The 22364-nt window shown below is 71.1% G+C and carries 19 protein-coding genes; 5 read left to right on the forward strand and 14 right to left on the reverse strand.

Annotation, left to right across the window (positions count from 1 at the left end; all coding sequences use genetic code 11):
- Positions 1-2: 2 nt before the first annotated feature.
- From IU476_RS28470 to IU476_RS28485, 4 genes are read right to left on the reverse strand one after another with little or no spacing between them, the layout of a single operon-like run.
- Positions 3-2021 carry an acetyl/propionyl/methylcrotonyl-CoA carboxylase subunit alpha gene (locus IU476_RS28470; RefSeq protein ID WP_195105294.1) on the reverse strand — a complete coding sequence of 673 codons (2019 nt, stop codon included), beginning with the start codon at positions 2019-2021 and terminating at the stop codon, positions 3-5.
- A gap of 11 nt (positions 2022-2032) precedes the next feature.
- Positions 2033-3631: an acyl-CoA carboxylase subunit beta gene (locus tag IU476_RS28475; RefSeq protein WP_195105296.1), complete on the reverse strand. Its 1599-nt coding sequence runs from the start codon at positions 3629-3631 to the stop codon at positions 2033-2035.
- Positions 3628-4776 (reverse strand): acyl-CoA dehydrogenase family protein, encoded by a 1149-nt coding sequence (locus IU476_RS28480; protein ID WP_195105298.1) that lies wholly within the window; start codon positions 4774-4776, stop codon positions 3628-3630. Before IU476_RS28480 ends, IU476_RS28475 begins: the two co-directional genes overlap by 4 nt.
- Positions 4773-6488: an acyclic terpene utilization AtuA family protein gene (locus IU476_RS28485; protein WP_195105300.1), complete on the reverse strand. Its 1716-nt coding sequence runs from the start codon at positions 6486-6488 to the stop codon at positions 4773-4775. Before IU476_RS28485 ends, IU476_RS28480 begins: the two co-directional genes overlap by 4 nt.
- 206 nt (positions 6489-6694) lie before the next feature.
- Between IU476_RS28485 and IU476_RS28490 the strand changes: the two genes are divergently transcribed.
- Positions 6695-6853 carry a CG2302 family histidine operon protein gene (locus IU476_RS28490; protein ID WP_195105302.1) on the forward strand — a complete coding sequence of 53 codons (159 nt, stop codon included), beginning with the start codon at positions 6695-6697 and terminating at the stop codon, positions 6851-6853.
- 9 nt (positions 6854-6862) lie between these two features.
- Here the strand turns inward: IU476_RS28490 and IU476_RS28495 are convergent, their stop codons facing one another.
- From IU476_RS28495 to thiO, 6 genes are all read right to left on the reverse strand, one after another.
- Positions 6863-7627 (reverse strand): adenylate/guanylate cyclase domain-containing protein, encoded by a 765-nt coding sequence (locus tag IU476_RS28495; RefSeq protein ID WP_195105480.1) that lies wholly within the window; start codon positions 7625-7627, stop codon positions 6863-6865.
- Between the two features lie 420 nt (positions 7628-8047).
- Entirely contained in the window at positions 8048-8806 is a 759-nt protein-coding gene (locus tag IU476_RS28500; protein WP_195105304.1) for an ABC transporter permease, read from the reverse strand.
- Positions 8806-9741 carry an ABC transporter ATP-binding protein gene (locus IU476_RS28505; RefSeq protein ID WP_195105306.1) on the reverse strand — a complete coding sequence of 312 codons (936 nt, stop codon included), beginning with the start codon at positions 9739-9741 and terminating at the stop codon, positions 8806-8808. Before IU476_RS28505 ends, IU476_RS28500 begins: the two co-directional genes overlap by 1 nt.
- Before the next feature lie 110 nt (positions 9742-9851).
- On the reverse strand, positions 9852-10625 hold the full coding sequence (locus IU476_RS28510) for a thiazole synthase (RefSeq protein WP_438944080.1): 774 nt from the start codon (positions 10623-10625) through the stop codon (positions 9852-9854).
- Complete coding sequence (thiS, locus tag IU476_RS28515; RefSeq protein ID WP_195105308.1) at positions 10618-10833, reverse strand: sulfur carrier protein ThiS; 216 nt, start codon at positions 10831-10833, stop codon at positions 10618-10620. The genes IU476_RS28510 and thiS overlap by 8 nt, the downstream gene beginning before the upstream one ends.
- A gap of 83 nt (positions 10834-10916) precedes the next feature.
- A complete protein-coding gene (gene thiO, locus IU476_RS28520) occupies positions 10917-12002 on the reverse strand; it encodes a glycine oxidase ThiO (RefSeq protein ID WP_195105310.1) in 1086 nt (361 codons plus the stop codon).
- A 141-nt stretch (positions 12003-12143) separates the two neighbouring features.
- Between thiO and thiE the strand changes: the two genes are divergently transcribed.
- The gene (thiE, locus tag IU476_RS28525; RefSeq protein WP_195105312.1) at positions 12144-12848 is read left to right on the forward strand and encodes a thiamine phosphate synthase; all 705 of its coding nucleotides are present in this window, start codon (positions 12144-12146) and stop codon (positions 12846-12848) included.
- A gap of 73 nt (positions 12849-12921) precedes the next feature.
- Here the strand turns inward: thiE and IU476_RS28530 are convergent, their stop codons facing one another.
- Positions 12922-13575: an NUDIX domain-containing protein gene (locus IU476_RS28530; protein ID WP_195105314.1), complete on the reverse strand. Its 654-nt coding sequence runs from the start codon at positions 13573-13575 to the stop codon at positions 12922-12924.
- A gap of 134 nt (positions 13576-13709) precedes the next feature.
- Between IU476_RS28530 and IU476_RS28535 the strand changes: the two genes are divergently transcribed.
- Together IU476_RS28535 and IU476_RS28540 are read left to right on the forward strand one after the other, a co-directional pair.
- Positions 13710-15056, forward strand: a complete 1347-nt coding sequence (locus IU476_RS28535; protein ID WP_195105316.1) for a GlnX family signal transduction membrane protein — start codon at positions 13710-13712, stop codon at positions 15054-15056.
- Positions 15057-15076: 20 nt separating this feature from the next.
- Positions 15077-16042, forward strand: coding sequence for a glutamate ABC transporter substrate-binding protein (locus IU476_RS28540; protein ID WP_195105482.1), 966 nt, complete (start codon positions 15077-15079; stop codon positions 16040-16042).
- Positions 16043-16172: 130 nt separating this feature from the next.
- Here the strand turns inward: IU476_RS28540 and IU476_RS37135 are convergent, their stop codons facing one another.
- Positions 16173-16403, reverse strand: a complete 231-nt coding sequence (locus tag IU476_RS37135) for a hypothetical protein (RefSeq protein WP_324194381.1) — start codon at positions 16401-16403, stop codon at positions 16173-16175.
- A 33-nt stretch (positions 16404-16436) separates the two neighbouring features.
- Here IU476_RS37135 and IU476_RS28545 point away from each other — a divergent pair, with 33 nt between their 5' ends.
- Positions 16437-18716 carry a serine/threonine-protein kinase PknG gene (locus tag IU476_RS28545; RefSeq protein ID WP_324194382.1) on the forward strand — a complete coding sequence of 760 codons (2280 nt, stop codon included), beginning with the start codon at positions 16437-16439 and terminating at the stop codon, positions 18714-18716.
- 205 nt (positions 18717-18921) lie between these two features.
- On the opposite strand, the gene IU476_RS28550 is transcribed toward IU476_RS28545, so the two are convergent.
- Together IU476_RS28550 and pta are read right to left on the reverse strand one after the other, a co-directional pair.
- Positions 18922-20118, reverse strand: coding sequence for an acetate kinase (locus IU476_RS28550; RefSeq protein WP_195105318.1), 1197 nt, complete (start codon positions 20116-20118; stop codon positions 18922-18924).
- Positions 20119-20265: 147 nt separating this feature from the next.
- Entirely contained in the window at positions 20266-22347 is a 2082-nt protein-coding gene (gene pta / locus IU476_RS28555; RefSeq protein WP_195105319.1) for a phosphate acetyltransferase, read from the reverse strand.
- Between the last annotated feature and the right edge of the window lie 17 nt (positions 22348-22364).

Raw genomic sequence — 22364 nt, forward strand, 5'->3', positions numbered from 1 at the left:
GCCTACTCCTGGGTCTCGGTGGTCTCTTCGGGGTGCACGACGGCCAGCACCGCGCCGACGTCGACCTGTTGTCCCGCGGTCACGTTCAGTTCGGCCAGCACGCCGGTCGCGGGGGCGGCGATGGTGTGTTCCATCTTCATCGCCTCCAGCCACAGGATCGGCTGGCCCTGTTCGACCCGGCTGCCGACCTCCGCACCCAACCGGATGACCGCGCCCGGCATCGGCGCCAGCAGCGAGCCCTCGGCGATGTGTTCGGCCGGATCCTCGAAGCGCGGCAGCCGCCGCACGGTCACCGGGCCCAGCGGGGAGTCGACGCAGACCAGCGCTCCGTACCGGGACACCTCGAAATGCCTGCGCACGGGCCGCGATTCGGCACCGCCCGCCGGACCCGGCACCAGCAGATCCACCGAATGCGGTGTGGCGTCGAGCAATCGGAGCCCGTCGAAGCCGTCGACCTCGAGTCCGGCGCGGGAGAGCCGGTACCGCACCTGGTGCGTACCGCTGGTGCGGCTCTCGTACGACTTGGACTGTGGTTGCGACGGCAGATTGCGCCAGCCGGGGGGCAGCCCGCCGCCGACCCGCGCGGCGGCCCGGTTGGCCGCCGCGTCGGCGAGCGCCGCCGCCACGATCGACACCTGCTCGTCGCGTTCGGAAGTCAATGGCGCGGAGAGGTTTTCGAGACCGTGCGTGGCGAAGAACGCCGTATCGGTGTCCCCGGCGAGGAACGCCGGGTGCCGCAGCACCCGCACCAGCAGATCGCGGTTGGTGACCAGGCCGTGGATCCGCGCCCGCTGCAAGGCCGCCGCCAGCAGGTGGGCGGCCTCCTCGCGGGTGTCGGCGTAGGAGATCACCTTGGCCAGCATCGGGTCGTAGTGCACGCCGACCACCGACCCGTCGACGACGCCGGAATCCAGCCGCACACCGGGCTCACGCAGCACGGCGAATTCACTCACCGACGCCGGACCGCCGAGGTCGAGCCGGTGCACGGTCCCGCTCTGCGGCTGCCAGTCCTGCGCGGGATCCTCGGCGTACAAACGCACTTCGATGGAGTGCCCCCGCATCGGCGGCGGCGCGGCGGGCAGCCGGCGGCCCTGCGCGACCTGCACCTGCAACCGGACCAGATCCAGCCCCGTGGTGTTCTCGGTGACCGGGTGCTCCACCTGGAGGCGGGTGTTCATCTCCAGGAAGAAGAACTCGCCCGCCTCGTCGGCGAGGAATTCCACGGTGCCCGCGCCCGCGTAGCCGATGGCCTCGGTGGCCAGCCGCGCCGCGTGGAAGAGCCGGTCGCGCATGCCGTCCACGCGCTCCACGAGCGGCGACGGAGCTTCCTCGACCACCTTCTGATGGCGGCGCTGAATCGAGCACTCCCGCTCGCCGACGGCCCACACCGTGCCGTGGGTGTCGGCCATCACCTGCACCTCGATATGCCGGCCGGTCTCGAGGTACCGCTCGCAGAACACCGTCGGGTCGCCGAAGGCCGACTCCGCCTCGCGCCGTGCGGCTTCCAGCTGCGCCGGCAGTTCGTCCAGCGCGCGCACCACCCGCATGCCGCGGCCGCCGCCCCCGGCGGAGGCCTTGATCAGCACCGGCAGCACGTCCTGGGTGACCTCGGCCGGATCCAGTTCCGCCAGCACCGGCACCCCGGCGGCGTCCATCATCTTCTTGGACTCCACCTTCGAGCCCATCTGCTCGATGGCGGCGACCGGCGGCCCGATCCAGACCAACCCGGCCGCGAGCACGGCGCGCGCGAAATCGGCGTTCTCGGAAAGGAATCCGTAGCCGGGGTGGACGGCGTCCGCACCGGCGGTGCGGGCGGCCTCGATGATCAGGTCACCGCGCAGGTACGTCTCGCCGGGGGCGTTGCCGGGCAGGCGGATCGCCGCGTCGGCGTCCAGCACGTGCGGAGACCGCGCGTCGGCGTCGGAGTACACCGCGACGGTGCCGATGCCCATGCGGCGGCAGGTGGCGAACACCCGCCGCGCGATCTCGCCGCGGTTGGCCACCAGGACTGTCGTGATCACTGACTCGGCCCTCACATTCGGAAGACGCCGAAGCCCTCGGCGCCCTTGATCGGGGCATTGTGGATGGCCGACAACGCCATTCCCAACACCGTGCGGGTATCGCGGGGGTCGATGACGCCGTCGTCGTAGAGCCGGCCCGACATGAACATCGGCAGCGACTCGGCCTCGATCTGCGCCTCGATCATCGCGCGCATCCCGGCGTCGGCCTGCTCGTCGAACGGCTGCCCTTTGGCCTCGGCGGACGCCCGGCCGACGATGGAGATCACCCCGGCCAGCTGCGCCCCGCCCATCACCGCGGATTTCGCACTGGGCCAGGCGAAGACGAAGCGGGGATCGTAGGCGCGCCCGCACATGCCGTAGTGCCCCGCGCCGTAGGAGGCGCCCATCAGCACCGAGATGTGCGGCACCTTCGAATTCGAGACGGCGTTGATCATCATCGCGCCGTGCTTGATGATGCCCTTCTGCTCGTATTCCTTGCCGACCATGTAGCCGGTCGTGTTGTGCAGGAACAGCAGTGGCGTATTCGACTGGTTGGCGAGCTGGATGAACTGCGCGGCCTTCTGCGCCTCCTCGGAGAACAGCACGCCGCGCGCGTTGGCGAGGATGCCGACCGGATAGCCGTGCAGCTCGGCCCATCCCGTGACCAGACTGGAACCGTAGAGCGGCTTGAACTCGTCGAAATCGGAGCCGTCGACGACGCGGGCGATCACCTCGCGCGGATCGAACGGGATCTTCAGGTCCGCCGGGACGATGCCGAGCAGTTCCTCCGGGTCGTACAGCGGCTCGATGACCTCGGCGCGCGGCGCGGGGCCCTGCTTCCGCCAGTTCAGCCGCCGCACGATGGACCGGCCGAGCCGGATGGCGTCCTGCTCGTCCACGGCCAGGTAGTCCGCCAGACCCGAGACGCGCGCGTGCATTTCCGCGCCGCCGAGCGACTCGTCGTCGGACTCCTCACCGGTGGCCATCTTGACCAGCGGCGGTCCGCCGAGGAAGACCTTGGACCGCTCCTTGATCATCACCGTGTAGTCGGACATGCCGGGGATGTAGGCGCCACCGGCGGTCGAGTTGCCGAAAACCAGTGCGATGGTGGGGATTCCGGCCGCCGACGCCCGGGTGAGGTCGCGGAACATCCGCCCGCCCGGGACGAAGACCTCCTTCTGGGTGGGCAGGTCCGCGCCGCCGGATTCGACCAGCCCGATCACCGGCAGCCGGTTCTGCATGACGATGTCGTTCATGCGCAGGTTCTTGCGCAGCGTCCACGGATTCGAGGTGCCGCCGCGCACCGTGGGATCCGGTGCCACGATCATGCATTCGACGCCCTCGACGATGCCGATCCCGGCGATCACGCTCGCGCCGACGTGAAAGTCGCTGCCCCAGGCCGCGAGTGGGCACAGCTCGAGGAACGGCGAGTCCTCGTCGACGAGCAGTTCGATGCGTTCGCGCGCGGTCAGCTTGCCGCGCTTGCGATGCCGGGCCAGCTTGTCCGGCCCGCCGCCGGCGATCGCCTTCGCGAACTCGCCCTCGATCTCGGTGAGTTTGGCCCGCATGGCCTCGGCCGCGGCGCGGTACTCCGCCGACCCGGCGTCGACGGCCGTGCGCAGAACAGTCATGACTGGAACCCCAATCGTTTGGCCGCCAGGGCGGTCAGGATCTCGGTCGTGCCACCGCCGATGCCGAGGATGCGGATGTCGCGGTACTGGCGCTCCACCTCGGATTCGCGCATGTAGCCGAGGCCGCCGAAGAGCTGAACCGACTGGCTCGCAACCCATTCGGCGGCCTCGACGGCGGTGTTCTTGGCGAAGCACACCTCGGCGATCAGATCGGTGTCACCCTCCGCGGCGCGCTCGGCCACCCGGCGGGTGTACACCCGCGCCACGTCGATGCGCCGCGCCATCTCGGTGACGGTGTTCTGCACGGACTGGCGGCCGATCAGCGGCCGGCCGAAGGTCTCGCGGTCCCGGCACCACCGCAGGGTCAGGTCCAGGCAGCGCTGCGCCTGCGCGTACGCCTGCACCGCCAGGCCCACCCGCTCGCTCACGAAAGCCGCTGCGATCTGGGCGAATCCGCTGTTCTCCGGCCCCACCAGGTTCGCCACCGGCACCCGCGCGTCGACGTAGGACAGCTCCGCGGTGTCCGAGGCGAGCCAGCCCATCTTCTCCAGCTTGCGGCTCACCGTGAAGCCGGGCGTGCCCTTCTCCACCACCAGCAGCGAGACGCCCGACGCGCCCGGTCCGCCGGTGCGCACCGCGGTCACCACGAAGTCGGCCCGGGTGCCGGAGGTGATGTAGGTCTTGGCGCCGTTGACGATGAAGTGGTCGCCGTCGCGCACCGCGCTGGTCGTCAGGTGCCCGACGTCGGAGCCGCCGCCCGGCTCGGTGATGGCCAGCGAGCCGATCTTCTCGCCCGCCAGCGTCGGTTTCACCCAGCGCTCGAGCTGCTCGGGATCCCCGGCCGCGATCAGGTGCGGCACCGAGATACCGCAGGTGAACAGGGAGGCGAACAGTCCGCCGGACGCGCCCGCCTGGTGCATCTCCTCGCACACGACGGCCGCGTCGATGGCGTCGCCGCCCGCGCCGCCGACGGCCTCGGGGAACTGGATGCCCAGCAGTCCCAGCGCGCCCGCCTTCTTGTGCAGTTCGCGCGGGATCTCGCCCGCCCGCTCCCACTCGTCGAGCTGCGGCAGGATCTCGCGCTCGACGAAACCTCGGACGGTGGAACGCAATTCGCGGCGTTCCGGGGTCTCCCAGACATTCATGACAGCAGCTCCACGGGAATATCGATGTGCCGGGAGCGCAGCCATTCGCCGAGCCCCTTGGCCTGTGGGTCGAAGCGGGCCTGGTAGGCCACGCCCTGGCCGAGGATGCCCTCGACGACGAAGTTCAGTGCCCGCAGCGTGGGCAGCACGTGCCGGGAGACCGTCAGCTTCGCGGTCTCCGGCAGCAGCGTGCGCAGGGTGTCCACGGTGAGCGTGTGCGCCAGCCAGCGCCACTGCGCGTCGGTGCGCACCCACACGCCGATATTGGCGTTGCCGCCCTTGTCGCCGCTGCGGGCCAGCGCGATCGTGCCCAGCGGCACGCGTTTGGTCTCGCCGACGGGGAGCGGTTCCGGCAGTGCGGGTTCCGGGACGTCGGCGAGTTCGAGAGTGGTTGCGGCCGAGTCGATCTCGACCCGCTGCCCGTCCGGTAGCACGGCGGTGTGGCGCACCTCGGCGGCGTCGACGTAGCCGGGCGTGAAAACGCCGTAGGGCGAACCGTTTCCGGGCGGCGAGGTCATGGTGCAGCCCGGGTAGCTGGCCAGCGCCAACTCGACCGCGACACTGGAGAACTTGCGGCCCACCGTGTCCGGGTTCGGGTCGCGGACCACGCAGCGCAGCAGGGCGCTGGCCTGTTCCTCGGTGTCGGCGTCGGGGCGGTCGGTGCGGCTCAGCGTCCAGTCCAGCTCGGCCGGGCGCACCGGCAGCCACTTCTCCAGCTGACGTTGCGCCAGTTCGGCTTTCGCCTCGATGTCGAGACCGGTGAGCACGAAGGTCATCTCGTTGCGGAAACCGCCGAGGATGTTCAGCGACACCTTCAGCCGCGGCGGCGGCGCCTCGCCGGTGACGCCGCCGATGCGCACCCGGTCCGGGCCCTCCTGGGTCAGCGTGATGCCGTCCAGCCGCGTCGTCACATCCGGGCCCGCGTAGCGCGCGCCCTGGATCTCGTACATGAGCTGCGCCTCGACGGTGTCGACGGTGACCGCGCCGCCGGTGTCGGCGTGCTTGGTGATGACGCTGCCGCCGTCGCGGTGCACCTCCGCGATCGGAAAGCCCGGCCGATCCAGATCGGCGATCTCGGTGAAGAAGGCGAAATTGCCGCCCGTGGCCTGAGTGCCGCACTCGATCACGTGCCCGGCCACCACCGCACCGGCCAGCGCGTCGAAATCCGCATGCGCCCAGCCGAAGTGCGCCGCCGCCGGGCCGACCACCAGGGCCGCGTCGGTGACCCGGCCGGTCACCACCACATCGGCCCCGGCGTTGAGGCATTCCGCGATGCCCCACGCGCCCAGATAGGCATTGGCCGCCAACGGATTTCCCAAACCCAGCTCGGCCGCCCGCGGCAGCAGATCGTCGCCCTCCACGTGCGCGACCCGCGCCGTCACGCCGATCTTGTCGGCGACCTCGCGCAACCGCCGCGCCAGACCCGCCGGATTCAGGCCGCCCGCATTGGCGACCAGCCGCACCCCGCCCTCGAGCGCCAGCCCGAGACAGTCCTCCACCTGCCGCACAAAGGTTTTCGCATACCCCAGCTCCGCGTCCTTCATCCGGTCCCGCCCCAGAATCAGCATCGTGAGCTCGGCAAGGTAGTCCCCGGTGAGCACGTCCAGCTGCCCACCCTCGAGCATCTCCCGCATCGCGCTCAACCGATCGCCGTAGAACCCGGAACAGTTCCCGATCCGAATAACCTCCGGATCAGCGCCCAACAAGGCCATCGCACCTCCGTAATTTGTGGCGAGCCGGGCCACGAACCGTTGTGGTTGAGCGGGTGGTTGCGCTCTTACGACGAGGGTCACATCGGATGGTGAAAAAATCAAGCCTGCGTGCTTGTTAATTTGGGACGCTCACGAGTTTGCGCAGGTAGGGAAGGTTGCGGGAGGGCGGCAATGCCGATGCGGGCCGCGCACGGCAAGATGGCGGCGTGTCCAATTCGGTGATCGTGGTCCTGCTGCTCGCCCTCGCGGGCTTCCTGCTCGGCGGCGCCTACAGCAGCTGGAAGAACACCCGCTGGCTGGCCGTCGCGCTCGGCGCGTGCGCCGTGCTGGCGGCCGCCGGAGCCGTGACCTGGATGATGAACTGAGCCGGCCGCCTAGTCCTCGTCCAGGCGGTAGATGCGCAGGTCCTCCGGCACGCCGCTGAGCGGGGCCGCGAAGAAGCTGCGGCGGTAGGGCTTGGGCGCGTAGCCGAGCGCCGGGAGCGTCTCGGGTTGCAGTGCCTGCAAGGTGGCCGCCGACAGCATCATCTTGCCGTTGCCGCCCGCCTCCATCACGCGCGCCGCGATGGTCACGTCGACACCCAGCCAGTCGCCGCCGATCTCGCGCGGATTGCCGGTGTGCAGGCCGATGCGCATCTGCGGCCGATACCCCGACACCTCGACGCGGGCCAGATTCTCCTTCGCGGCCACCGCCGCCTGCACGGCCCGGTCCGGGGAACCGAACACCGCCATCACCCCGTCGCCCATCCGCTTGACCACGCGGCCGCCACGGTCCACGATCGGCGGCTCGATGGCCTTGGCGACCCGCCGCAGCAGTTCCAGGGTGGCCTCGTCGCCGGCCGACAGCGACCACCGGGAGAAGGCCACCAGATCGGTGAACATCACCGTCATCTGCTCGCTGCCCCGGCCGCGGCCCACCCGTTCCAGCATCGCCTGCCACACCTGCAGCGCGCCCAGGCCGATCTCCTTGGCGGCGCTGGGCGAATCGCCGACCAGCTTGTCCGCCGCCCGCGCCACGGCCCGCGGGCCGCCGGGACCCGACACCGAGAGCGGGTCGCCGAATGCCGGATCGCCGGGCAGGTTCTCGCGGGCGCGCCGAATCACACCGATGATATCCGGGCGCTGATTGGCGGCGGCCATCAGCGACGACCACTGGCCCGAGCGCAACCGGCTGCTCGACCGCCGGGGCCGCTGCTCGTCATCCGTTGGGGTGAGCGGGATCACGACTTCGGCTGCCGGCTCCGAGCGGCGTCTGTCGCCGCAGGCGCCGTCGTTCTCCGGAGCCCTCGCACCGTCCTTCTGCGGTCGGCGTCGCGAACCGTCGACGCCGGCCACGCGCGAGGCGTTTTCGCCGTCGCCGGAAGGTGTTTCGGTCACGTCCCGAGCGTAGCTCAGCACACCCGCGACGACACCGGCCCGATGCGAAGTGCTCGCATCGGGCCGGTGCCGCGTCACACGGGCCGGGCAGTGGCCCAGCATGACTCGGGCGTAGCGGTCCCCCGACAGGACCGCCCTCCCGTCCCCGGGTGGCGAGGGATTGCTCCCGGGGGTTCGGGCAGGCTAGGCGTCGCGCCGATCCACCACGTACAGCGCGGCGGCGAGGACGACGGCGACGAAGACGGTGAAGTAGACGAGGCCACCCCAGGGACCCCAGTGCCAGTTGCCCGTCCCCTCCGAACCGAGGAAACGCTGCATGTTGGCGAAGGGCAGGAACGGCTGCACGTTGCGCCCGAAGCTGCCGAACGCGCCCGCCAGCGGCTCCACCAGCATCGGCCACAGCACGATCAGCGCGATGGCGGCGGCCGACTGCCGCACCAGCACACCCACCGCGACCGCGAGGATCGCGCCCAGGAAGGCATAGACCGGCACGCCGATCAGCCCGCGCCAGTCCTCGGCGGAGGAGAGCGTGAGGTGCTTGCCCGCGTCCGAACCGCTGATCACCTTCGCGATGCCGAACGCGAGCAGCGCCAGCACCGCCGTGAGCACCGCGCCGAACACGGCGACCAGGCCCGCCTTGGTGGCGATCACGCGCATCCGATTCGGGGTGGCCTGGAAGGTGGTCCGGATGATGCCGAACCGGTATTCGCTGGTCACCGTGAGTGCCGCCATGATCATCAGGATCATCACGCCGAGCCCGGTGAGGCCCGAGACCGCTTGCGACACCGTGAGTTCGAGGCTGCCCTCCTTGTTGTAGGAGGCCTTGGCCACCAGCCCGAAGACCGCGGCGAGCCCGAGCCCGATCACGACGACCGCCGCCGAGCACCACCACGGCGAGCGGGTGGAGGTCAGCTTGATGCGTTCCGCTGCCAGCACGCCCATCAGAGCGCACCTCCCATCACCTGTTCGATGCCTTCGCCGTGGTACTGCACCGCGCCGCCGGTCAATCGCATGAACGCGTCCTCGAGCGAGGCGCGCTGCGGGGCCAGTTCGTACAGCGTGATGTTGTGCTCGCCGGCCAGCTTGCCGACCGCGTCGCTGGTCTCCCCGACCACCAGCAGCGCGGCGGACTCGTCGTCCTCGCGCACGGTCAGCCCGCGCGAGGTGAGCAGGCTGCGCAGCTGGTCGAGCTGCGGGCTGCGCACTCGCACCGTGGCCTCCGAGGCGTGCTCGATGAAGTCCTTGGTGCTGGTGTCGGCGATCAGCTTGCCGCGGCCGATGACCACGAGATGGTCGGCGGTCTGCGCCATCTCCGAGAGCAGGTGGCTGGAGACCAGCACGGTGCGGCCCTCGGCGGCCAGCCGCTGCATGAACCGGCGGATCCACAGGATGCCCTCCGGGTCCAGGCCGTTGACCGGCTCGTCGAACAGCAGCACCGGCGGGTCGCCGAGCAGCGCGCCCGCCAGCCCCAGCCGCTGCGACATGCCCAGGGAGAAGCCGCCGGCTTTCTTGTTGGCCACCTCGGCGAGGCCGACCAGGCGCAGCACCTCCTCCACGCGGGCTTCGGGAACCCCGCTCGAGGCCGCCATCCAGCGCAGATGCGAGCGCGCCGAGCGGTTGGGATGCACCCACTTGGCGTCCAGCAGCGCGCCGACGGTCCGTAGCGGGTCGTCCAGTTCGCGATAGGGCTTGCCCTGGATCAGGGCGGTGCCCGCGGTCGGCCGGTCCAGGCCGAGAATCATGCGCATCGTCGTCGACTTGCCGGCGCCGTTGGGTCCGAGGAACCCGGTCACCTGGCCGGGTTTGACCGAGAACGTCAGATCGTCGACAGCGACGGTCGAGCCGAACCGCTTGGTAAGGCCGGTCACTTCGATCATGACCACAGTCTTGCCGAGAATCGGCGCGGTAACCATCGCTCACAGGTCGCGAGTCGCCTAGTCCTTCCGGATGACCCGTCCCCTACTTTCGCCCGAGCGACCCCTGAGCTTCACATATCCGGCGAAGAGGCCTGTGCCCAGAAGCGTTTGGGGATGCGTCCCGCCGCGCGGGCGAGGTAACCCGCCTCGACGGCGGCGGCCATGGCGGCGGCCATCAGCGACGGCCGCCGGGCCCGGGTGACCGCGGTGGCCAGCAGCACCGCCGAGCAGCCCAGCTCCATGGCCAGCGCCGCGTCGCTGGCGGTGCCGATCCCGGCGTCGAGCACGACCGGCACGTTGGCCTCGGCGACGATCATCTCGATGTTGTGCGGGTTGCCGATGCCCAGGCCGGTCCCGATCGGGGCACCCAGTGGCATGACCACGGCGCAGCCGGCGTCCTGCAGGCGGCGGGCCAGGATCGGGTCGTCGTTGGTGTAGGGCAGCACGACGAAGCCGTCGTCGACCAATTGCTCTGCGGCGTCGACCAATTCGAGCGCGTCGGGCAGCAGGGTGCGGTCGTCGGCGACGACCTCCAGCTTCACCCAGTTGGTGTCGAGCGCCTCGCGGGCCAGGCGGGCGGTGAGCACCGCCTCGGCGGCCGTGCGGCAGCCCGCTGTGTTCGGCAGCGGGGCGATGTCCAGCCGTTTGAGCAGGTCCAGCACGCCGGTGCCGCCCGCGGCGTCGACGCGGCGCATCGCCACCGTGGTCAGTTCGGTGCCCGACGCCAGCAGCGCCTCCTCCAGCACCGCCAGGTTCTCGGCGCCGCCGGTGCCCATGATCAGGCGCGAACCGAAGACCCGGTCGGCGATGCGCAGCGGCGGCAGGTCGGTCGCCTCGCTAGCCACCCTGCACCGCCGTGAGCACCTCGATCTCCCAGCCGCGGCCGACCGGCTCGTCCCAGCGCGACTTGGGGAACACCGCGCCGTCGACCGCGAGCGCGACGCCCCGGCACGGCAGTCCCAGCCGCTCCAGCAGCTCGCGGACGGTGAGTTCGTCGGCGAACTCGTGGTCCTCGCCGTTCACGGTCACCCCGATGGGGATGGTTGTGGTCATTCGACTACCTCCTCGAAACTCGGTGCCACCGGTGGCGACGGTCGCGTCGCCGCCCGGTGGTGGTCCCCGGGTCGGTGCGGGCGTCAGGCCGACGCATCGTCACGTCCTCCGGATTCGCGTGAAAACCGTTGCGGGTCGGCCGCTTTGGCTTCGGGCAGCACATCGCCGCCGAGCAGGGCCAGCACCGCGTCGGCGGTCAGGGGCACGCCCAGGATGCCGTTGCGGCCGTGGCCGGCGGCGACGATCACGCGGTCGGAGAGCCGGCCGATCAGCGGCAGATTGTCCGGGGTGCCGGGCCGCGCGCCCGCGGCGGTCTCCTGGAGTTCGTATTCGCCGAGGGCCGGGAGCACCGCCTCGGCGTCGGCGATCAGATCGCGCACGCCCGCCACCGTCACCGCGGTGTCGAAGCCCGCCTCGTATTGCGTTGCGCCCACGACGATTCCGTGCGCGCGCGGCACCAGGTACAGCGGGCGGCCGTGCACCCGGGCGCGGATCACCCGGCGCGGCGGCGGGGGTGCGCCCGGCCGGTGCCGCAGCCGCAGGATCTCGCCCTTCACCGGGTGCACCGGGAGCCCCGGCCACAGCCGCGCGGTGGCGGCCCCGGCGGCCAGCACGATCTGATCTTGTGCACAATCATCCACAGCCGCAACGGATTCCGCGCGGATATCCACACCGGCCTGTGCACAACAGCGGCGCAGCGCGGCGACCAGCAGCCGGTTGTCCACCGCCGGTTCGGTGGGCGAGAGCAGGCCCGCGCGGACGGTCCGGGCCAGATCCGGCTCGGCCGCCCGCACGCCCCGCCGGTCGAGCAGCCGCATCTCGTGGCCGCGCGCGGCCACGAAGTCGGCGATGGTGCGCAGGTCCGCGGCGTCCGCGCCGTCCAGCGCGACGGTCAGGGTCTCGTCGGCGACGAAGACCGACACGTCCGTCTCGGCGTGCAGCCGGGCGGCGAAGTCGGGCCAGCGGGCCAGCGTGGCGGCGCCGAATTCCAGCGGCTCGTCCTCGCCGGGCCAGCCCTCCGAGAGCGGGGCGAGCATGCCGCCGGCAACCCAGGACGCGCCCGTGCCGGCGGCCGGATCGAACAGGGTGACCGACCAGCCCGCCGCGGCGGCGCGCCACGCCACCGACAGCCCGATCACACCCCCGCCGACGACGGCCAGAGTTCGCATACCCTCCACCTCACTAGGTCCCGGAGCTCCGGGATCCGCCCGCGCGAGTGCGCGCCGGACGGCCTCCCCGCGCGGCCGCCTTCGCTGCGGGGATGTCCAGATGTTTCGACTACCCAAGGTACCGCGACTACGGTCGGTGACGTGCAACCGTCCCACCCCCACCGACCCTCGAAGGCCCGCGAACGCCTGGCGTCGGCACGGCTCTACCTGTGCACCGACGCCCGCCGCGACACCGGCGACCTGGCCGCGTTCGCCGAGGCCGCGCTCGCCGGCGGCGTCGACATCATCCAGCTGCGGGACAAGGGCTCGGCCGGTGAGGCCGCGTTCGGTCCGCTGGAGGCGCGCGCCGAGCTGGGCGCGCTGGCGGAGTTGAAGGCCGCCGCTCGCCGGCACGACGCGCTGTTCGCGGTGAACGACCGCGCCGATATCGCGCACGCCTCGGGAGCCGACGTGCTGCATCTGGGCCAGGACGACCTGCCGCCCTGGTACGCCCGCAAGATCGTCGGCCCCGACGTGGTGATCGGCCGGTCCACCCACGACCGCGAACAGGCCGGTCTCGCCGCGATCGACGAGCACATCGACTACTTCTGCACCGGCCCGGTGTGGACGACCCCCACCAAGCCGGGCCGCCCGGCCGCGGGCCTGGACCTGGTTCGCTCCACCGCCGAGGCCCAGCTCAGCCGTCCTTGGTTCGCCATCGGCGGCATCGATGAACAGCGGTTGCCGGAAGTATTGGCGGCCGGTGCCGACCGAATCGTCGTGGTCCGCGCCATCACCGCCGCCACCGACCCCGAGGCCGCGGCCCGATCCCTCAAGCAGCGGCTCCTGGAGAACGCGCAGCGCTGAAAAGCTGTGCGCCCACGCCGCACCGGGTTGCAACATTTTGCCAGCACGACGACGGCGCGCGTGCTGTCATAGGTCAGGACAGCACCTGCTCCAACGTGAGGAACACGACATTTCCGGCCACTTCCGCCGAGTCGCCGATCCGGGCCGCCCGTCCGCCGCGGCCGTTCGAGTGCAGCCAGAGAAATCCGTGCTCGGCCAGATCGACCGTGCGCGGCAACGCCGCCGCCACCGCCTCGGGGTCGGCGACGTCGTCCAGGCTGACGCGGGCCGGCTGGGCCCGCAGCGACGGCCACGCCGCCGCGAAGCCGGGGTGCAGCGGGCGCGCGTCCACCTCGTCCTCGGGCACCCAGGCCAATTCGACGCTCTCCCGATTGGGCGTGGTGGCCAGCGGCTCGGCCACGTCGGCGACGACCGTGGTGTAGGTCCAGCCGCTCGGCGCGGTCGCCGTCACCCGCTCGCCGCGGACCCGGACCGCCGACGGGACGATCCCGGCCTCCTCCTCCGCTTCGCGCACGGCGGCACGAACATTGGACTCGTGACTGTCGCGGGCGCCGCCGGGCAGCGCCCAGGTGCCGCCCTGGTGACTCCACACCGCCCGCAATTGCAGCAGCACCATGGCGCCGCCGCCTACCTGCGGCGCGCGCAGCAGCAACCCCGCGGCTCCGTACCGTCCCCACTGTCGCGTCCCGTCGGGGGAATGCACAAAGCCGTCACCGTCACCACGCATACTCGCCTCGTCCCACTCTCGCCGGCACTCCCGCACGGCCGCCCCTGCGGGGCTACACACCCGCGACGGCGCCGGTACGACCACAATAAGCTCAGTCCGACACAGCATGGGCCGGACCGTGATCGGAGGTGGGTATGACGCGCAGCACGCAGCCGCGGCTGGACGAACTGTCGCCCCGCGCCGCGGCCGCCGCCGTCCGACGCCGGCTCGACAGCAGCGATCTGCGCGCCTTCGTGCACTCCTCGCCCGCCAAACTGATCGCGATCGGACTGCTGCTGCTCGTCATGTGCCTGCTCGCGGGGGTGGTGACGGCGTCCGCGGTCAGCAGCCGCCAGCACGCCCTGGACCACCTGCTCGACGAATCCGAGCCCGACGCCAATTCCGCACAGCGCCTGTACGCCTCGCTGTCGGTGGCCGACGCGGCCGCGGGCACGGCGTTCATCTCCGGCGGGCTGGAACCCGAACCGGTGCGCGACCGCTACAGCCAGGCGGTGGGCCAGGCCGCCGCGGAGCTGGTGGCCCAGACCAACGCCGGCAGTGGCGCTTCCGGCGCCGACGACCCCGACGGGCACCTGCGCACCCGGATCGCCACCGAACTGCCCGTCTACACGGGCTTGGTCGAGACCGCGCGCGCCAACAACCGCGAGGGCCACCCGGTCGGCGCCGCCTATCTCAGCGAGGCGTCGAACCTGATGCAGACGACCATGCTGCCCGCGGCCCGCGAGCTGCAGGAGCACCGGTCCGACGCGATCACCGCCACCCAGCGCCATCACGTGCAACCGCCCTGGGCGGCGATCGTGCTGCCGATCCTGACCCTGGCCGCGCTCATCGCCGCGCAGTGGTATCTGGCCCGGCGCTGGCAGCGGCTGCTCAATCCGGGCCTGCTGCTGGCCTCGGGCACGCTGGTGATCCTGCTGTCGTGGACGGTGCTCGCCGGGTCGCTGTCGGCGGTGGCCACCACGCACGGGCGCGACGACGGCGCGATTCCGACCTCGGAACTCACCGAGAGCCGCATCCTCACCCAGCAGGCCCGCGCCGCGGAGACCCTGAAGCTGGTGCGCCGCGACGCCAGCGGCGACTACGACCACACCTACGACAGCGCCGTCGCCACCCTCACCACGCTGCTCACCGGATATCCGCAGGACGCACCGGGTTCCGGCGCCGTGCGCACCGCGCGCGGGGCGCTGGACCGCTGGCGCGAGGCCCATCAGCGGATGAACGACGCGCTGGCCCGCGGCGACTTCCCGGGGGCGAGCGTCGTCGCGATCGGGCCCGGGGCCGACGGCGCCACCGCCGACGTGGACGCCCTGGACAATGCGCTGGGCGAGGGCATCTCCGATACTCGGAACATGTTGCGCGGCGAGGTTTCCGACGCCGCCCGGTCGCTGGATCTGCTGGCGCCGGGCGCGCTGCTGCTGTCCGTACTGGCGGCCGTGCTGGTGGTGGCGGGCCTGTGGCCCCGGCTGCGGGAGTACCGGTGAGGGCGCGCGCGCCGGCCGTGCTGAGGGCGCGCGCGCTGGTCGTGCTGCTGGCCGCGGTCGCGCTGGTCGCCGCGGGCTGCGGCGACGAGTCCGCCGCGCCCCCGGCCGACCACACCGTCAGCTACACCGAGCCGCCGCTGCCCGCGAAAGCCGCTCCGGCACAGACGCAGACGCCCCTGCCGCCGAAAGGCGACGAGAACTGCGACCCCACCGCGAGCCTGCGGCCCAGTGCGGCGGGCGGCCCGGCCGTGGACGCCATCCGCGCCCGCGGGCGGTTGCTGGTCGGGCTCGATCCCGGCAGCAATCTGTTCAGCTTCCGGGACCCGATCAGCGGCACGCTGGCCGGGTTCGACGTCGACATCGCCAAGGAGATCGCCCGCGACCTGTTCGGCGACCCGGAGCGGGTGGAGTACCGCATCCTCGGGTCCGCCGATCGCGAGCGCGCGCTGCAGGAACACACGGTCGACATCGTGGTCAAGACCATGACGATCACCTGCGCGCGCCGCCAGCAGGTGACCTTCTCCAGCACGTATCTGATGTCGCACCAGCGGGTGCTGGCGGTGAAGAACTCCGGCATCACCGGGCTGGCCGACCTGGCGGGCAAGCGGGTGTGCGTGGTAACCGGCACGACGTCGCTGGACCTCATCCGCCGCAAGCAGCCCGCCGCGTCGATCATGACCGTGCCCGCGTGGGCCGACTGCCTGGTGGTGCTGCAACAGCGCCAGGTCGACGCGATCAGCACCGACGACGCGCTGCTGGCCGGCCTGGTGGCGCAGGACCCCTCCTACACCGAGGTGGTCGGCGACAACCTCAGCGACGAGCCCTACGGCGTCGGCATCCCCAAGGGCAACGACGACATGGTCCGCTTCGTCAACCACACCCTCGACCGCCTCCGCACCGACGGCACCTGGACCCGCTTCTACGACAAGTGGCTGACAGTACTGGGCCCCACCCCCGGCCCACCCCCGCCGAAGTACCAGGACTGACCGCATGCCCGCCCCCGACCCCGACCCACCGGAAACCCAACGCGCCCAACGGCATAGCCAACCCGAGGACCAACCGGGCACGCAACGCGCGGAGCAGGCGGGCATCGAGCAGCCGCGCGCCGAGAACGAGTCACCTACTCAGGTTCATCAGCCGTCCGGCTCCCAGCGCATGAAGCCGCCGATAACCGAGCGCGACGAACCAGCGGATTCCCAGCGCGTCGCGCAGCCGGGCACTCAACGCGCCCGACCACACACTCAACCTGACGAGCAGCCGGGTACCGGGCGCGCGGAGCAGCCGGGTACACAGCGCGCGGAGCAGCCGGGTACCGAGAGCGCGGAGTCGCCGGGCACGCAGCGTCATGAGGTCGGTACGCAGCAGGCGGGGACTCGGGCGGTGGCGGCCGAAACCGCGCGTGGTGCGGCAGGTTTCGCGGGGACGTCGGCGATGGAACCTCCTGGGACGGCGGCGGTTCGGTCGGGTGGGGATGCGGGGTCCGAGGCGACGCGGGCGGAAAGTGTTGCGCCGCATCACTCTTCGAGTCGTAGTGGGCGGACGGCGCGGACGCGGCCCACGGTGCGGCGGCTCGGGGCGGGACTGGTGCCGATTTCGGCTGTGCCGCCGGTGGATCCGCGGGCGGTGGTGCTGACCGATCCGGTGGTGTCGGAGGGTCGGCGGTTCTGCTGGCGGTGCGGCAAACCGGTGGGCCGCGCCACCGCGACGTATCCCTCGACGACCGTCGGCACGTGTGAGACCTGCGGCGCACCATATGATTTCCGGCCGTTCCTGCGGCCCGGCGATATGGTCGCGGGCCAGTACGAGATCCAGGGCTGCATCGCGCACGGCGGGCTCGGCTGGATCTTCCTGGCCGTCGACCGGAACGTGAGCGACCGCTGGGTGGTGCTCAAGGGCCTGCTGCACGGCGGGGACGCGGAGGCGCAGGCGGTGGCCGTCGCCGAGCGCCAATACCTCGCCGAGCTGGCCCATCCCAGCATCGTCAAGATCTACAACTTCGTGGAGCACCCCAATCCCGAGGGCGTCCCGATCGGCTACATCGTCATGGAATACGTCGGCGGCCGCTCACTGCGCGACATGCTCGACACCCACGAGCGCCCCGAACGCATGCCCCTCACCGAGGCCGTCGCCTACGTGCTGGAGATCCTGCCGGCCCTCGAGTACCTGCACTCGCTGGAACTGGCCTACAACGACCTCAAGCCGGACAACATCATGGTCACCGAGGACCAGGTCAAACTGATCGACCTCGGCGCGGTCTCCGGCTTCGAGGCCTACGGAAACCTGTACGGCACCAGGGGTTTCCAAGCACCCGAGATCGCGAAGACCGGCCCCACCGCCGCCTCGGACATCTACACGGTGGGCCGCACCCTGGCGGCGCTGACCCTGAATCTCCCCACCGAGCACGGCCGCTACCTCGACGGCATCCCGGACCCCGCGGACGAGCCCCTGCTGGCTCGCCACGAGTTCTTCCACCGGCTGCTGCTGCGCGCCACCGATCCCGCACCGGCGCGGCGCTTTCCGTCGGCACGCGTGATGACCACCCAGCTGGCGGGCGTGCTGCGCGAGATCCTCGCGGCCGAGACCGGCACCGAGCACCCGCAACTGTCGACGATGTTCAGCCCGCCGCGCACCAGCTTCGGCACCGCCGAGCTGGTCGCCCAGACCGACTCCTACACCGACGGCGTCGAACGCAGCACCAAGCTGTCCGCCCGCGAAGTGGCTGCGGCGCTTCCGGTTCCGCTGATAGACCCCGCGGATCCCGCGGCGGCCCTGCTGGCCGGGACGGTGCACCCGGAACCTCGGCACGCGCTGGACGCGGTGCGCACCGCCCGTGAACGCGCGGCCGCCGAACCGGGCGGCGCCCCTGCCAATTTCGACTCGGAGGCCACCTTCACCGAGGCACGCATCCAGCTGGATCTGGAGCGGCCCGCGGCGGCGCGCAGGCTCCTGCAACGGATGGACGCCAACGATTGGCGCGCCGACTGGTACCTGGGCCTGGCCGGACTGCTGGAGCAGGACTACCAGCGCGCGTTCGACCGTTTCGACGCGGTCCTGCGCGCCCTGCCCGGCGAGATCGCCCCCAAGCTGGCGCTCGCCGCGACCGCGGAACTGATTCTGCAACACTGGGATTCGTCCGACCCGCGCCAGTGGCGCGACTACGCCGAGAAGTTCTACGCCACCGTCTGGCGCACCGACCGCGGGGTGGTGAGCGCCGCCTTCGGCCTGGCCCGGCAACTGGCCGCGGACGGCCGCATCACCGAGGCGGTGCGGGCGCTCGACGAGGTCCCGGCCGCCTCCCGCCACTACACGGAAGCCCGCATGACGGCGGTATTCCTGCTGCTCACAGCGGTCCCGGTAAGCGAGCTCGAGGAAGAGACCGTGCACACCGCCGCCGCCCGTGTCCAGGCGCTCCCGCCCGGCGAACACCGCGCCAACCAGATGCGGCTTTTGGTCCTCGGCTCCGCGCTGGCTTGGCTGCACGCCGGAAACACCCCGAAACAGCCCACAGCCACCGTCTTCGGCGAACCCTTCACCGAACGCGGCCTACGCCACGGCGCGGAAACCGGCCTCCGCGGCCTGGCCCGCTCCGCCCCCGGCCGCACCCACCGCTACGCCCTCGTCGACCTGGCCAACGCCATCCGCGCCAAAACCTGGTTCTGACCAGCGCACCCCGCCACCCCCGGGCACCGCACCCACCTACGGGGCACCCACACTCACCTCGTTATCCCGGCAGGCACATCCACAGTCATCCCGGCATGCTTTTGGCCGGGATCTCCCTCCCCCCCGGCCGTGGATTCCGGCCAAAAGCATGCCGGAATGACGGGGCTGGGCCGGGGCGGGGGCTGGGCCGGTGCTCAGGGGCGCGTCAGCTCACCAATTCGGCTGCCGCGCGGGCGATCGCCAGTTCCTCGTTGGTGGGCACCACCAGCACCGCCACCTCGGCACCCTCGGGGGAGATATACCGTGCCACACGGCCTTCGGCCGTATTCCGGGCGGGATCCACTGCGATACCGAGGTTTTCGAGCCCGGCCAGCGCATCCGCGCGCACCCGGCCATTGTTCTCCCCCACCCCGGCGGTGAACGTGATCGCGTCCACCCGGCCCAGATCGACCAGGTACGCGCCGAGATAGTGGCGCAGCCGGTGCACGTAGACGTCGTAGGCCAGCCGGGCCGCGGCATTCCCGGTGTCGATGAGCCGGAACAGTTCTCGGAAATCGTTCACCCCGGACAGGCCCTTGATTCCGGAGTCGCGGTTGAGCAGATCGTCGATGGCGTCGATGTCGAATCCGGCGGTGCGGGCCAGCTGCGGGATGATCCCTGGATCGAGATCGCCGGAGCGGGTGCCCATCACCAGACCTTCCAACGGTGTCAGCCCCATGCTGGTGTCCACCGCGCGACCCCCACGGATCGCCGAGGCGGAAGCGCCGTTGCCCAGGTGGAAGACGATCTGGTTCAGCTCGCCGTACTCGCGCCCCAGCAGCTCGGCGGCCTGCCCGGACACGTACTCGTGCGAGGTGCCGTGGAACCCGTACCGGCGAATACCGTGCTCCGCAGCGACTTTCGCGTCGATGGCGTAGGTCTTGGCGGCATCGGGCAGACCGTGGAAGAACGCGGTGTCGAACACCGCCACCTGCGGCACCCCGGGCAACAGCGCACGCGCCGAACGGATTCCGGTCACATTCGCCGGATTGTGCAGCGGCGCCAGCGCGGACAGCTCGTCGATCGAATCCACCACCGCGTCATCGATCAAGGTCGGCCGATAGAACACCTCGCCGCCGTGCACCACCCGGTGCCCGACCGCGGCCGGCTCCGCAGTGGTCAGATCGTGTCCGCCTCGGGCGAACAGGTCGAACACCATGCGCAGCCCGGCGGCGTGATCCGGCACCGGCCCGGTGTGCTCGAGCGTGCGCCCGTCGCTGTGGTGCTCGACGGTCCGCGCGTCCGCGGCCACCGGCTCACCGATCCGCGAGACCAGCCCGGACGCCGCGACTTCGCCCGAATCCGCTTCCACCAGTTGGTATTTGATCGACGACGAACCCGAGTTGAGCACCAGGACCTGCATCGCACGCCTCCTGTCCGCCACGGAGCCGCACTCCGGGCACTGTCGGGATTCTGCCGCCCGCCACGCGGAACGTCGAGCACCTGCCGTTCACTCCGGGTGACGTCCGGAATCCGCCACTCATGGCGGGAAACGCCGGATACCCGCCGGTCATTCCGCCCGCGCCTGCGCCTGAATGGCGGTGATGGCCACGGTGTTCACGATGTCGGCGACCAGCGCGCCCCGGGACAGATCGTTGACCGGTTTGCGCAACCCTTGCAGCACCGGCCCGATCGCCACCGCGCCCGCACTGCGCTGCACCGCCTTGTAGGTGTTGTTGCCCGTATTGAGGTCGGGGAAGATGAAAACCGTTGCCCGCCCGGCGACTTCGGAATTCGGCAACTTGGCGTTCGCCACGGTGGGCTCGATCGCGGCGTCGTACTGGATCGGCCCTTCCACCAGCAGTTGCGGTGCGCGCTCGTGCACGAGTTTGGTGGCGGTGCGCACCTTGTCCACATCGGCCCCGCTGCCGGATTCGCCGGTCGAGTAGGACAGCATGGCGATGCGCGGCTCGATGCCGAACTGCGCGGCGGTGCGCGCGGAGGAGATGGCAATGTCGGCCAGCTGTTCGGCGGTCGGGTCCGGCACCACGGCACAGTCGCCGTAGGCGAGCACCCGATCGGCCAGGCACATGAGGAACACGCTGGACACGGTGTCGACGCCCGGCTCGGTCTTGATGATCTCGAACGCGGGCCGGATGGTGTGCGCGGTGGTGTGGGCGGCGCCGGACACCATGCCGTCGGCGATGCCGCGGTGCACCATCATGGTGCCGAAATACGAGATGTCCGTGACCAATTCGCGCGCCCGCTCGACCGTCATCCCCTTGTGCGCGCGCAGGTGCGCGTATTCCTCGGCGAACTCCGCGCACAGATCGCTGGTGCGCGGGTCGAGCACCTGGGCGGCGTCGATGTCGACGTTGAGTTCGGCGGCGCGCCCGCGCACGGCGGCCTCGTCGCCGAGGATCGTCAGGTCGGCGATCTTGCGTTGCAGCACCCGGCCGGCGGCGCGCAGGATGCGGTCGTCGTCGCCCTCGGGCAGCACGATCCGGCGCCGGTCCGCGCGGGCCTGTTCCACCAGCTGGTATTCGAACATCTGCGGCGTCACCACGACCGACGCCCGCGGCACCGCGATCAGCTCCAGCAGCTTGCGGCCGTCGACCCGCTGCTCCATCAGCGCGAGCGCGGTGTCGACCTTGCGGATGCTCGACAGCGAGACCCGGCCGCGGGTGCGGGCGGCGGCGTTGGTGGTGTCGAAGGTGCCCAGCCGGGTGGTGAGGATCGGCAGCTTCGGCTTCAGCCCCTGGATCAGCCGCGCGACCGCCGGGTCCGGCAGCATGTCGCCGTTCATGATGATGCCCGACAGCGACGGAAACCCTTCCGCCTCATGGGCGTTCACCAATGCGAGCAGGGCGTCGGAGCGGTCGCCGGGCACGATGACGGCGACGCCGTCGGTCAGCCGCTCCAGGATGTGCTCGGCGGTCATGCCGCCGACCATCACGGTCAGCGCCTCGCGCTGCATCAGTTCCGGGTCGCCGGAGTACATGGTGCCGTCGATGGCGGCGCACAGCTCGGTCATGGTGGGCGCGGTGAGCAGCGGCACCTCCGGCAGGGTCCACACCGGCGGCCCGACCTTGCCCACGGCTTCGGCGATCTCGTCGAGCCGCTCGGGGTCGCACCGGTTGACCACGACGGCCGACAGCTGCGCGTGCTCCTGCGCCAATTCGCCCTGGCACAGCTCGGCGACCTGCACGATCTGCTCGGGAGTGCGCCCCGAGCCGCGCAGCACCAGCAGCACCGGCGCGCCCAGATTGACCGCGATGCGCGCGTTGTACCGCAGCTCGCTGGGGCTGGCCACGTCGGTGTAGTCGCTGCCGACCACGACCACGGCGTCACAGGCCTTCGCGACCTCGTGATACCGCATCACGATCTCGCTGATCGCCCCGTCCGGATCGGCGTGCACCTGCTCGTAGGTGACGCCGCACGCCTGCTCGTAGTCGATGTCGGCGGTGGAGTGCTCGAGCAGCAACTCCAGGATGTAGTCCGGTTCGGTCGCCGAGCGCATGATCGGCCGGAACACCCCGACGCGCGGCGTGGTCGCGGACAGCAGTTGCAGTGCGCCCAGCGCCACCGTCGACTTGCCGGTGTCGCCCTCGAGGGAGGCGATGTACACGGTGGACGGTGCGGTATCGGCCATGCCCGCGAGCATAGTTA

This window comes from Nocardia blacklockiae, assembly GCF_015477355.1.
GTDB lineage: Bacteria > Actinomycetota > Actinomycetes > Mycobacteriales > Mycobacteriaceae > Nocardia > Nocardia blacklockiae.

What these genes read in the sequence shown, in the direction of transcription:
- IU476_RS28475 (WP_195105296.1), bottom strand. Translation starts at nt 3,631, where the DNA reads ATGACTGTTCTGCGCACGGCCGTCGACGCCGGGTCGGCGGAGTACCGC.
- IU476_RS28480 (WP_195105298.1), bottom strand. Translation starts at nt 4,776, where the DNA reads ATGAATGTCTGGGAGACCCCGGAACGCCGCGAATTGCGTTCCACCGTC.
- IU476_RS28485 (WP_195105300.1), bottom strand. Translation starts at nt 6,488, where the DNA reads ATGGCCTTGTTGGGCGCTGATCCGGAGGTTATTCGGATCGGGAACTGT.
- IU476_RS28495 (WP_195105480.1), bottom strand. Translation starts at nt 7,627, where the DNA reads ATGGCCGCCGCCAATCAGCGCCCGGATATCATCGGTGTGATTCGGCGC.
- IU476_RS28500 (WP_195105304.1), bottom strand. Translation starts at nt 8,806, where the DNA reads ATGGGCGTGCTGGCAGCGGAACGCATCAAGCTGACCTCCACCCGCTCG.
- IU476_RS28505 (WP_195105306.1), bottom strand. Translation starts at nt 9,741, where the DNA reads ATGATCGAAGTGACCGGCCTTACCAAGCGGTTCGGCTCGACCGTCGCT.
- thiS (WP_195105308.1), bottom strand. Translation starts at nt 10,833, where the DNA reads ATGACCACAACCATCCCCATCGGGGTGACCGTGAACGGCGAGGACCAC.
- thiO (WP_195105310.1), bottom strand. Translation starts at nt 12,002, where the DNA reads ATGCGAACTCTGGCCGTCGTCGGCGGGGGTGTGATCGGGCTGTCGGTG.
- IU476_RS28530 (WP_195105314.1), bottom strand. Translation starts at nt 13,575, where the DNA reads ATGCGTGGTGACGGTGACGGCTTTGTGCATTCCCCCGACGGGACGCGA.
- IU476_RS28535 (WP_195105316.1), top strand. Translation starts at nt 13,710, where the DNA reads ATGACGCGCAGCACGCAGCCGCGGCTGGACGAACTGTCGCCCCGCGCC.
- IU476_RS37135 (WP_324194381.1), bottom strand. Translation starts at nt 16,403, where the DNA reads ATGACGCTGCGTGCCCGGCGACTCCGCGCTCTCGGTACCCGGCTGCTC.
- IU476_RS28550 (WP_195105318.1), bottom strand. Translation starts at nt 20,118, where the DNA reads ATGCAGGTCCTGGTGCTCAACTCGGGTTCGTCGTCGATCAAATACCAA.
- pta (WP_195105319.1), bottom strand. Translation starts at nt 22,347, where the DNA reads ATGGCCGATACCGCACCGTCCACCGTGTACATCGCCTCCCTCGAGGGC.